Origin of the sequence: Rhizobium lusitanum, assembly GCF_014189535.1 — a bacterium.
Lineage (GTDB): Bacteria > Pseudomonadota > Alphaproteobacteria > Rhizobiales > Rhizobiaceae > Rhizobium > Rhizobium lusitanum_C.
Window position 1 is genome coordinate 866,805 of record NZ_CP050307.1, and the last position, 11,629, is coordinate 878,433.

Annotated in this window: 9 protein-coding genes; 3 read left to right on the forward strand and 6 right to left on the reverse strand. The window is 58.2% G+C overall.

What is annotated here, in order from left to right; all coding sequences use genetic code 11:
* Position 1: 1 nt before the first annotated feature.
* Positions 2-949: a hypothetical protein gene (locus HB780_RS07035; protein ID WP_286202991.1), complete on the forward strand. Its 948-nt coding sequence runs from the start codon at positions 2-4 to the stop codon at positions 947-949.
* Positions 946-1,791 carry a tetratricopeptide repeat protein gene (locus tag HB780_RS07040; RefSeq protein WP_183689314.1) on the forward strand — a complete coding sequence of 282 codons (846 nt, stop codon included), beginning with the start codon at positions 946-948 and terminating at the stop codon, positions 1,789-1,791. Before HB780_RS07035 ends, HB780_RS07040 begins: the two co-directional genes overlap by 4 nt.
* Before the next feature lie 35 nt (positions 1,792-1,826).
* On the opposite strand, the gene HB780_RS07045 is transcribed toward HB780_RS07040, so the two are convergent.
* Positions 1,827-3,005 carry a KpsE/RkpR family capsule polysaccharide export protein gene (locus HB780_RS07045; RefSeq protein WP_286202992.1) on the reverse strand — a complete coding sequence of 393 codons (1,179 nt, stop codon included), beginning with the start codon at positions 3,003-3,005 and terminating at the stop codon, positions 1,827-1,829.
* A 197-nt stretch (positions 3,006-3,202) separates the two neighbouring features.
* Here HB780_RS07045 and HB780_RS07050 point away from each other — a divergent pair, with 197 nt between their 5' ends.
* Positions 3,203-4,012: an ABC transporter permease gene (locus HB780_RS07050; protein WP_183689316.1), complete on the forward strand. Its 810-nt coding sequence runs from the start codon at positions 3,203-3,205 to the stop codon at positions 4,010-4,012.
* A gap of 28 nt (positions 4,013-4,040) precedes the next feature.
* Here the strand turns inward: HB780_RS07050 and HB780_RS07055 are convergent, their stop codons facing one another.
* The 5 genes from HB780_RS07055 to HB780_RS07075 form a co-directional block, all read right to left on the reverse strand.
* On the reverse strand, positions 4,041-5,135 hold the full coding sequence (locus tag HB780_RS07055) for a DUF6270 domain-containing protein (protein WP_286202993.1): 1,095 nt from the start codon (positions 5,133-5,135) through the stop codon (positions 4,041-4,043).
* A gap of 82 nt (positions 5,136-5,217) precedes the next feature.
* Positions 5,218-6,420, reverse strand: coding sequence for an FkbM family methyltransferase (locus tag HB780_RS07060; protein WP_286202994.1), 1,203 nt, complete (start codon positions 6,418-6,420; stop codon positions 5,218-5,220).
* Positions 6,417-7,778, reverse strand: a complete 1,362-nt coding sequence (locus tag HB780_RS07065; protein WP_183689318.1) for a glycosyltransferase family 4 protein — start codon at positions 7,776-7,778, stop codon at positions 6,417-6,419. The genes HB780_RS07060 and HB780_RS07065 overlap by 4 nt, the downstream gene beginning before the upstream one ends.
* Positions 7,775-9,904 (reverse strand): capsular polysaccharide biosynthesis protein, encoded by a 2,130-nt coding sequence (locus HB780_RS07070; RefSeq protein ID WP_183689319.1) that lies wholly within the window; start codon positions 9,902-9,904, stop codon positions 7,775-7,777. Before HB780_RS07070 ends, HB780_RS07065 begins: the two co-directional genes overlap by 4 nt.
* Before the next feature lie 21 nt (positions 9,905-9,925).
* A complete protein-coding gene (locus tag HB780_RS07075) occupies positions 9,926-11,356 on the reverse strand; it encodes a capsular biosynthesis protein (protein ID WP_183689320.1) in 1,431 nt (476 codons plus the stop codon).
* Between the last annotated feature and the right edge of the window lie 273 nt (positions 11,357-11,629).

Here is an 11,629-nt window from a genome sequence, read left to right on the forward strand (position 1 = left end):
CGTGAATGTTGTTCCGAAGGACATATTCACCTTGCCGGCCGAATCCTTTGTCGATGCCTGGGCAACGGCATTGGATCTGACGGAGATAGATCTGACACTGGAAGACAGGCTCGCCCTTGCGAACGCCATTCGCGGTGGAACCAACCGATTACGCGTCGTCGATGCGATCAAGGCGCGCCGCCCCGTTCCGTCGCTGCTCAACGAGCGATCCGGCATTCAGGCGATCCGACGTGAGCCGGATCATTATGCCATCCTTGAAAACTTCACCCGGTTCGCACCGGGCGACGATCCGACGTTCCTCCGTTATGCTTTCTCGCGGATTTGCGGCCGCGATCCGACATCGTCGGAACGGATTGGACTGGAATTCGACCTTAGACGCGGCGTTGCCACTCGGGCAGCGGTGGTGAAGAAGATCGTGGCCATTGCGCGCCGGGACGGTCAGACGGCTTTCTGGGACACACTGCTGCCCGAAAACGAAAGCGAAGTTCACGCAAACTCCGATCCGTCCGATGCCCGCCTCTCACCGGCGGGTTTGCTGGTTGATATGGATGGCCAGGCCACGGCTGTCTTTGTCCGCGAAGTCGAGAATGTCGGCTGGATGATTGCTCCCGATCATCTGCGCCAACCGCTTCAGATCCACGAGGGGAACTGGAAAGTCCAGCCCGGTTGGCTGTTGACTGGCCCCAAGCGTAGTTTTGCCGAGGGAACCTGGCTGCTCGATCTCGATCTGGTTCAGGCGCCGAATGCCAGGCTGGATGTTGAAATCGTCGCAAATTCAGGCCTGGACTTCCTTCAGAGCATTACATTGACGGGTTCGTTTTCGGGGACCTTGTGCGTCGCCATCCGGCAGGAGCACCGCTTCGTCGAGTTGCGCATACGCGTCCATGAGCGCAGCCCGGACGATTCCTGGCTGCGTCCTCGCAACATCTCCATGCGGCAGGTACCATGAGACGAGAGCTTCGCATCGCATCCACATTCCTGCGTGCCGGCCACACGACGGATGACAAGGCAGAGGTCGGCGTATCGGTTAATGCATTGGTGGAGGCCGATGCCGCTCGTGACCGGCGAGACTGGGCAAGCGCGGCATTCTATTATCACGAGGCGCTGCAGCGAAACCGGACACGGATCGACCTGTTCGTCCAGCTCGGCCATGCCTACAAGGAACTCGGGGACTTCGACGCCGCGCTGGAAGCGTATCGGCAATTCCTCGACAATGAGCCGCACGATGCCGACATTCATCTACAGCTTGGCCATCTCCACAACAAGATGAACGATCCGGCAGCCGCGCTCGAATGGTATAACCGCGCGAGCGCCCTGGCGCCGAATGATCCTGAAATCACACGACATGTCGATGCGGCAGGTTTGCGATTGTCTCGTTCTGGGATAGAGCGCAGGCGACAGAAGGCTCTGGAGCTTGTGCATTCGGGGCAATGGCAGCAGGCGCGCGAGCAATTGCGGAGCCTGGTCACAGTTGACGGGGAAATCGATCTGATCGCAGTCTATGCGAATGTGACCAAGGAAGCCGGTGATTTCGAGGAGGCGCTACAGCTTTACGAAGCCTATCGCGAGTATGCGAAGACCAATCAGCCGGCCTCGCTAAGCGACGTGGAGATCCAGCTCGGGCACCTTAACAAGGCCAAGCGTGATATAGGCGCTGCCTTGCAACACTATATTCTTGCCCGTGACGCCGAATTTCACCTCTATGGTCACGTTGCCCCCAATTCCATCTGCGAGCGTGAAATCCGTTCGTGCATGGGGGAAATCTATACCTGCTTCTGGCAGGCGGACTGACATGGCCGGCCGGCGTCGGCCATGTCGCATTGCGCTTAGCCGCTGTCGTGATCCCGGATCGCGGTCAGCAGGAGCCAGCCGAGCAGATAGGCGAGGCCGGTGGTCAGGAACACGATGAGAATGTTCTTGAGGGCAAGGGGCAGCTCGGCCTCGTCGGGCAGATGCGGCGGTACCACCACTTCCAGATAGAGCTGCTGCCGGCGCGCATCGGCCCTTGCCGCTTCGAGTGCATCGAGTGCGGTGACCATTGCTTTGTTGGCGAACTCCCGCATCAGGACCAGGCTCTCATAATCCGCGATTTTCGGGGCGATGGAGCTATCATTGCCGACCATCTTGCCGCGTTCCGTTTCAATCTGACGTTCGAGCGCGGCGATCTGGCTCGTCACGAACGGTACCGCGTTGCTATCGGGCGCGGTCTTTTGCATCCCGGCAAGGCGGGCTCGCGCATTGGCCAACTGGACGGACAATTGACTAATGAGCTCGATCATGGAGGTGGAACTGGCATTCGGGTCGATCATCAGTTCCTTGTTGCGGAAGGTCGTGATCTTCTTTTGCGCGTCGATAACCTGCTGTTCCGCTTCCTTCACTTCGTTATCGGCAAACCGAACGGCGTCTCCACGGGCGCGATCGTTCATGCGCAGCAGCAGCTTGCCTCCTAGCGCAAGCAGGGTGTTGTTCAAGTCATAGGCGTCGTGCGCATGAAAGGCGGTGGTCCGCAACACCGTTATGCCGGTCGTATCATTATGGATGACTTCGACGCGATCCGAGTAATACTGGTAGAGTTCCTCCTCACTATTGTTCTCCCAGAAGCGTGGATAACGCATCAACCAGTCGGCCTGCGGACTTCCGAAAATTGCGCGCACGGGCATTTCCTCCCCGAGCTCCTTAAGGGCTTCGCGCGAGCGTATGTATTCCTGAACGGAGAAAGTGTCGTCTTGGGAACGTGTTATCCCGCTGTTCTGCAGCAGGTTGCCAAAGGCGCTCGAGGATGGCGGTGCGGCCATACGCACGACGAACGAAGCTTCAGACACGAAGATCGGCGACGCGAAGAGGGCATAATAGACGCTGACAGCCAACGTGGGAATGAGGACAACCAGCAGGAACATGTACCGCCGCTTGGAGTGTTTTCGGCGTTTACCGGCTTTCGCCGGCTTGAAAGCTGGCAGCGGAGCCCTGTAATCGAATGGCTGCGGCCGTTTCTTTTCTTCAGGCACCTTGTCCTTAGCCTCGGACGCTATGAGAGCCATGGCAGCACCTTTCCAATTGATTGCTTGCGGACATATCGAGACATCGGCGCTTCACGTACCGTAATTGTCCAAAGCTGACGCAAAGGAGATTGAGCGGGGAGCCTTCGCCGGTATCGTGGGGTGACCCGCCGATAACGCTCGGGCGAAGAAATGGAGACTCCCGCATGGACCCGACATATGGTGAATCTCGTGGTCGCGGGCAGTTCATCACAGGATTGAAAATTCAAGCTCGTGTTCTCGGCGCCATGATCATGCGTGAAGTCGTGTCGCGCTACGGGCGGGAGAACATCGGCTTTCTCTGGCTGATGCTGGAGCCGATGATCCTCACGGGCGGCGTGATGATCATGTGGACTCTTTTGAGGCACGAGGCGCACGGGCTTGCGGTCGTCGCCTTCGTTCTCAGCGGTTACATGCCTTTGACCCTCTGGCGCCATGTAACGGGTCATGCGGTCTCGTGTCTGCGCCAGAATTTGCCATTGATGTACCATCGCCAAATCCGCCTGCCTGACGCCCTCATTTCCAGAGCGCTTCTGGAGGTCGCCGGCGCAACGGCAGCGCTGATCGTCGTCTATGTCGTGGTTCGACTGGCTGGGTTCATGCCGCCCTACGAGAATCTCGGATTGCTTCTGGCAGGTTGGTTGTTCATGGCGTGGTTTGCATTTGCCGTCGGGCTGATTTTCGCCGCCGCATCGGAAAGATTCGAGTTCGTGGAAAAGTTCGTCCAGCCGATGCAATATCTTACGCTGCCGATTTCCGGCATGTTTTTCATGGTCGCCTGGCTGCCGAGCGGAGTGCAGAAACTTGCACTCTATGTTCCGCTCGTCCATTGCTTCGAAATGTTTCGCGCCGGCGTATTCGGCGATACGGTGAAATCCTTTTATGATGTCGGCTACATTTTCAAATGTTGCCTGTTCACCACCGCCGTTGGCCTCTTTCTCGTCAACTGGGCGCGTCATCATGTGAAGTTCGAATAGAGCGCCGTTGCTCATCTGCCTAATGGCTTCACTGCTTGGCATAGTATTTCACCTGGTTCTGGAACTCGAACGAGCGTAGCAGCGTGTCTCGCAGCTCCTTGCGATTGGAGAGAGCATAGTGATTAAGGAAGGTCAGGGCCGATTCCGGCTCGCGACCCAGGATCCAGCGAAAAGCCGCGACAACGTCGTGTGATTCGACAGGCTCGACAAAATGGCTACGAGCGGGGCTTTGGATTTTCGCAAACAAGTAAGGCAGTGCGCCGTGCAGTATATCGAGACCGAACCTCTGGAGATCCGGATTCGATAAGGCGGTCTTGGAAAAGGCTTCCATCAGCCCGGAATAGTTGGTGAGCGTCGACACAAGGTCGCACGAACGCGACAGTCCGCTAAAGCCACCATTGGCGTGGTAGATTTTAGCCGTCTCCATCCAGACTTCCGCCGCGTAATGCATCGGCGCCGGCCCATAAAGTGCGGCGTCGTCGGAGTAGATCGGCACTGGTGGCGTTAGCACGCGGCTGTTCTTGATGCGTGCCAGGCAGAAGTCGATCAGCATGCGGCAGATCGGATAACGCATCTGCCACCGGCAGAAATCCGTCATGTAGGTGTTGCTATCGGTCAGCGTCCCGCGATAGTCGGCGGTGGGCGGGACGTCGAGAAGGATTACCTCCGTCTCCGGCAGCTCGGCAGTCAGGAATTCGCAGAATTTCTGCAGTGCGTCGGTCACAAGCTTCCAGAATTCGCGATTGCCAAAAGGTATGACCTTGAAAAGGCTGAACGCTTCGTGCTGCTGATGCGGACCGGCTTCGAGCAGTTCGTAGGGAACTGTCAAAACACTATTCTTGTAACGCATGATCGAGGCCCGCGACGCGCGGGAAAAGTCCACAACAAGCGTTTGCGGAGCGGCTTCCTTCAGCCTGTTGCGAAAGCCCTTCTTTGCCTCGTAGAGCAACTTCTTCTTGATTTGCTCAGGCCATTGCTCGATGCCCTTGATGCTGGCTTTCCTGTCATCCATGAAGCTGGCGACGTTTATTCCATAGCAGAAGAAATCGAGCCTGCTTTCCGGAAAGGCATATTTTACAAATTCCTCGCTGGGACATGAGCCATAATAGGCGATGACGCTCATGCGATTAACCCGTTCATTGTATTTCCCCCATATCAAGCACCAACGATCCGACATCCCCTACGAACCCGGACGCGGCGGCTGGTTAGAGCGCAGCCTCCTTCACGCGGCTTCGCCTGGTCTTCGGCTTCATTGCTTTCACTGAATTGTCAGCTGCCCTGGACTCTGTCGGCGCTGCTGGTTTCACGGCCAATTCCACGCCGATAGGCAGCAGGCGTTCACGCACCTGGTCCATACGATCCTCGTGAATGGCCAGAATATTCCCCACCTTGCCGATCGAGAAATCCCGGTCGAGTTCGGCGGCCGTCTCTACCTGCGTCACCTCTTCCCGAGTGCTGCTCCAGATGCTGTAACCCAGTTCAGACAAGCGCCGGTGAATGGAGCCAGGCGTTGTTTTCGACAGGACGGCGAGCATGTCGCGATTGATCTCCATCAACAGCGTCGGCTTGTGCACCGCGATAGTGCGCTTTGCTCCCTCAAGGAAAAGGCCTTCGGCGCCTTCGATATCCACCTTCATCGCATCCGGCCGCATACCGCCGATCACCCGATCGAGTGTCTCGACTTCGACGGACCGGTTGGTTTTCGCGGTGTCGCTGTCGGCAACCAACCTCGTCGCACCTGCGTTGCTTGTGTCCTCGGCATTGCTGAGCCGCATTTCCCCTGGCTCGTCGGCAAGAGCCTGCTGCCGGACACTGACGCGGTCGGCGAAGCCATTTTCCTGGATAGAGCGATTGAAGAGGTCCCAAAGCTTCGGCAGTGGTTCGAAGGCAAGTATCTTGCCTTTGAAAGCGGGGCGGGCGGCTACCGAGAGCGAATAGTAGCCGACATTGCCGCCAACATCGATGAAGTGGCCGTCATCCGGTACGATCGCCTTGATCAGTCCGACATCGAATTTTTCATATTCGCCGCTCATGATCCCGAACGAAATATGGTACTGTCGAAGATCTAGATACAATTTGAAATTGTATTTCGTTTCGAAGAACACGACGATCGACTTCGGAATGAAATTGTTGAAAAGCAGCTCGCCATGGCGGTTGTGAAATTCGGCCGAGGAGAGAAAGCGTCTGCGGTGTTCCTCCAGCGGTATGTCGGTGAGCTGTAGGAGATTCTTGGCTATGGCATCTCTTTCGTCGGCGTTGAGCGGACGACCAAGGATAAATTTGTAGCAGTTTTCAATATCGTAGTAGCTGGTCACAGTGCTGGCCCTTCCTCCTGCTGGCGACGTGAAAATGTCCCGTTCCTTTTCGATGCGGCTATCGCCTCTTGCTGAATTCATCTTAATGTTCATGACAACGCTCCAAGTGACATCGTCGGCAAACGCTGCGGCGCGCGCTGCGCGGAATAGCGGCGCGCGGCAACGTCACTTTCGATCAGGGTTTCCAGGTCCGAGAAATGCATATCCCATCGGTTCGCGGCGCTTGCCCTTGTCCGGCGCAGCGGCGAAGCTGTGATCGCATCCACTGCCGCGCGCCAGTTGAGGCCGTCGAGCGGGTTCAGGAAGATCGCCTCGTCGATGCCGGCGGCCTCCCGATGCGATGCGATGTTGGAAGCGATGACCGGCGTGCGCAGTGCGAGCGCTTCGGTGATCGGCATGCCATATCCTTCCGCGAAAGATGGTGCGAGTAGCGCTGCGGCACCGGAAACGAGCCGTGCCAATGCGGCATCTTCCAATCCCGGCACCTCGATCACAAGTCCTGGCAGGGCAGGGCAACGTTCGAGCATCGCAAGGATGTGACTATTCTCCCAGCCTCTTTTCCCGACGATCACCAGGCGCGGCGCTTTGGAGCCGTCGCGTTCGGCCAGATGTTGCCAGAGACTGAGCAGCAACATGTGGTTCTTGCGCGGTTCGATGGTTCCGAGCACGACAAAATAGGGATTTTTGGGATGCTCAATATCCTGCGGCGGCTTCAGGAAGCACTGCTCGACCCCAGGGGGTAACACGGCAATCGAGGGTAGCTTCCGATTGCTCTCCTGGGCGTAGGTGCGAAGGGCACGGGCAGTCACTTGAGAGTTGCAAAGGACGAGCGCTGCATGCTGCAACACCGTGTCCATCCTGCGCCGGTGCCGTTCTGGTTCCCCGGGCCGGACGAACTCAGGATGGGACAAGGGAATGAGGTCATGCACATAGAATATGCCATCGCGACTCGCTTCCTTGAGCCAGGAAAAAGCGGAGGTCCGCTCGAGACGGCTATGGGAGACATGCATGAATGAGGCGTTTCGGGGCACCGGCAGGCCATGGGAAAAGTGGGTGGTGACCATGTGCGCGAGCTTGCGCAGCTTCCGGGACGGCGCCTCAAACCCCTTCGGCGCAGGCGCCGGTTGCCAGGAAATTTTGCCGTCGATCGCGGCAAAGATTCGCTCAAGAAGGGCCCTCTGGGCGGAGGAGAGTTCCGTTGTGGCCCAGCGGTCGTTGAGGGTCGAGATCAGGCTATCCGCCCGCGCGGTTCCGACGGATATTGCCCCATGATAGCCGGTTTCGATGAATGACGGCGCTTGCGAAAACTGGATGCTATTCGATGGCACAGCTTGTTTGCGGTGCTCGTTGAGCCAAAGCGCATAGTGCAGCTCGTAGCGATCGATACCGGTCGGTGTCGAGCAATGCGCCCGCTCAATGAGCCGAGAAATATCCATGACAACAGATTTCATCGCAGCCTTCTTACTCCGGACATGTGGATCATATGGGCCAGCCATCGGCGCTTTGAGGGGTCTGGCGCCGTGCCCTGGCGGGCGCGGTACAATTCGGCAATGACATCCTCCACCTCACAAGGCAGGTCGGCGATATGTGACCAGTAGTGCGGGTAAAGGATAAGCGTACCGGCCACGAGCGCATCGAGGCTTAAGGTTCGCTTGCGTCGAAGCGAAACGACAGCATCGTGGGTCAGACCCCAGCCGGCGTAGAAAGGCAGCCCGTAGCACCATACCGACCGTTCCCGCAGAAGCGCCTCGAAGCCAATCTGCGAGGTCGCGACATGGACTTCATCGACCGCGTTAAGCAGATGGTTCAGATCGATATTGCCGACGACGAGGTCGGCGATGTCGTGCGGCGGTCGGCTTTGGCCCGGATGCATGAAGGGCTCGGCGAGGAGATCGGGATGCTGTTTGTAGACGATGAATGCATCGGGGCGTACGCGCCGGACGGCTCTCAGAAGCTCGGTATCGGAATCGTGGCTTGCCATGCCAAGCCGCAGCGAGGCATCGTTTGGTACCTGTCCGGCCACGAGGACGACGGCTCGTCCCTTGGCTTGCTCGCGGTAGTCGGGCGAGGGCTGCGCCGGTAAATTATACTTGGTGATTCCCGTCGAGACGATGGCGTGACGGAGCCTTCTCGCACGTTCGAGGAGGGCATTATCGAAGTCCGCGGTGCTCAGAATCGTTTCGAGCCCGCTCGGCTTGGACGCATCGAAATAAATGCCCTCGGCATCGAAGCAAAGCGAAGAGGGAGGGACCAGCGATGTCCCGAGCCCAGCGGAGCGGATAAAGCCGTCTTCCACCCGAATGATCGGCCGCCTGCTTCCCTGCTTCCATAAGGCGCTTTCCTCGGGTGGAGCGCTGTTGCCCCACAGCACGATCTTGTCTGCCGCCTGGATCTGGGCGACCGTGGGTCGGTTGGTGAACCGGACTTTCGACGAAGGGCTGGTCAGGTAACGACGCAGGACCGAGCGCTTATGCAGCGCAAAATTGAGGCAGAGATAGTGACCGGACAGGGAAGACGCGCGCCGCCGCCATTCCAGGAGCCGCTCGATAGCCTGTTCCGCCTGGATTGGCTGGCGCGTTACCGGATCGACATAGAGAGAATATTGAAGAAGCATCGCATGGGCGAGTTCGTCGATACTAACGCGGCGTGTCCGGCGCGCGCGCGCGGCGGCAGCGACAAGGCTATCGGCGCGGTCCTGCGTCAGGCCCCATCCGGCATAGGCCGGCATGCCGAATGTCACGACGGTCATGCCGCGCAGCAGTGCATCCAGGCCGAGTTGGCTCGAGACCGTCCAGACTTCATCGACAATGTCCAGGATCGAATGCGGAGAAACGGCGCCGTCGACGAGTTGGACACGGCTATCTCGCGCATGCGACGCCAGATAGCCTCGCGCGCGACCGGCCACGACATCGGGGTGGCTCTTGATGATGATATCCGCGTTGCTCTCGGCGCTCGCGGCACCCCACATCCTCAGAAATGTTTCGGCATTGGCACCTGAACCGGCGATAGAGCGGTCACCGACGACCTGGTCCACCAGCAGGATGCGCTTGCGGCGCGTGGGCCGAAGCGAGATATTTCCTTCGGGCAGATGGTTGTATTTGGAAAGCCGCTCGTGGACGATCCATTCACGCAGTTTCTTTGCCCGTGCCAGATCGGCGCCGGGGATCCCGTCCTGCAGCAATGTCTCCAGCCGGGACGCCGTATGAGCCGAAAAATGAATGCCAAGATCATCCGCGATGAGAGAGACCGAGGGGGCCCCGGCCTTGCCGAGGCCAACGGAGCGCAGGAAGCCGTCTTCCAGGGTCCAATAGGGAAGCTTGCGCATCTGAGCGTAGCGGCGGGCAATGCGCGCAAGCGGCTTGTCGCCCCAACCAACCACGCCGTCGGCCGTTCCTCTTGCAAGTTCGATCGGCTGAAGCGATGCTGAGAGCGTGGAGCCGATCAACGGGAAGCGCCAGCGCGTTGGAAGGAAGGCGAGAAGTCGCGCATCCGTTGGCGGTAGCCAGAACGCACGCTCACTCTGCTCTGCCGATATCGGCCGCTCCTCATTGGGAAAAAGTGTGAAATCTGAAAACATCCGCAATCTCCTGATCCCACATCACGATCCGCTGCGACCGCCGAAATCCGGCTGTTCGAGCAGAGTTGTGTTGTCGGGGTGGAGGAAGGCGACCGTCTTCGCGCCAGCGGCGGAAGGAAGTTGCGCGTGAAGGCGCTGCACGACGCGTTCGGCTGTGCTTTCAATATAGGCGCGGAGATAGTAGCTGCCGTTGATGAGGCTCTGACGATACATGTGGCGCACGAATTGCTGTACCCGATCCTTTTGTGGAGCGATCGGGTTTTCCCAGAAGTCGTCTATGGCGGCGGCAGACAGCGCGTCATTCCTGGGCAGGTTCGCAAGCCCTTCGGCGCCGTAGAATGTATCGCCGAGCGCCAGAAGCGGCTTTCCGTGGTTGAGCGCGAGAAGACCGGACGTGCTGTTGACGGTGATGAGGCCGAGGGAATGGCGAATGAGAAGACCGATCGATCCGTCGTCGAGCACCTGCACGCGGTCTTCGCATTTGCAGAGCATGGCCAGTTGCTTCACGAAGGGCCGATAGCTCCTGTGCCCGCGATCCATGGGATGAATCTTGAAGACCAGTTGATGCGCCGGGTCCGCGCGGCGTGCGAAGGATCTGATCGTTTCGGTGATCAACCGTTCCATTGTCCAGCCACGGCCATGGCTGAGAAGCTGCTGATCGTCATGGACCTGCAGTGCGACGACGAAGTAACGCCCTTCCTGATTCTCGATCAGATCGACCGTCAGGTTGTTGTTCCTGGGGTAATAGCGCAGTTTGCGATAGAAATTGCGCGTCCAAAGGATCACTTCCGACAAGATCGCCCGGTTGCGATGATGCTCGTTGCCGAAAAAGAATGGGGCACCCAGCGCCTTCACCACATAATAAGCGATCCCTTCCATCGCCATCGACCGAAACAGGTTGCCGCGCATCATTTCTGCCGGCTCCAAAGGCGTTTCCGCATCGCCAGCCTGGGGGGCACCGATGCGTAGCGGCGAGCGAGCATTGTTGCCGCCCCACTCGCAGGAAATGAAATGGGGGCGGGCGTAGCCCTCTTCGAAGCAAAGGACAGGCACGCCCAACTGCTTCGCGACATCAATGGCCGTCCGGTGATACGGGCGGCAGTCGCCAAAGAGTACGATGACCAGCGGCGCGTCTCTTTTGATGAAGGCCGCTAGCCAGTCTGCCCAAGCATCGGTCGTGCCACAAAAATTCACGGCACCTTTGCCATGGGAGAATAGCCAATCGCCGCCGTTGAAGTTGACCTTCAACGTATCGTAGCCCCCGGCGGTGAGAGCCTTTGCCAGTGTGTTGAAGAACGGGCCGACCGGCCCCTGCAGGAGGAGGACGACAGACTTCGAAGCGGACGCGTCGCCAATGGGCGACCGGGAGTGATTGGCCGCCCTGAAGTTCATGTGATCGCGCAGATTTACAAAATTGCTGCCGCGATCAGAGACTCCTCCGAACTTTCCCATTCCGAATTCCTTGAACAGCAATGAAGGATCAGCGGCTAAGTAGCTGACATCTATTGCTGCGACATTGTACCCACGCCATACGGATCACGCCGCGGAAGTATTAATTGCGACAGGACGGCATCTATTTGAATTTATAAGGAGAAAATATCTATTAGCTAAGAAATATATTTGACTTTAGAAGGATATATGGGAACCTGTCGCATAAATTCATGTCTCTTTCCGTGTTGTACACCCGCGAGACATGATGATTTGGCATGAGCGAAATGGGAGGCT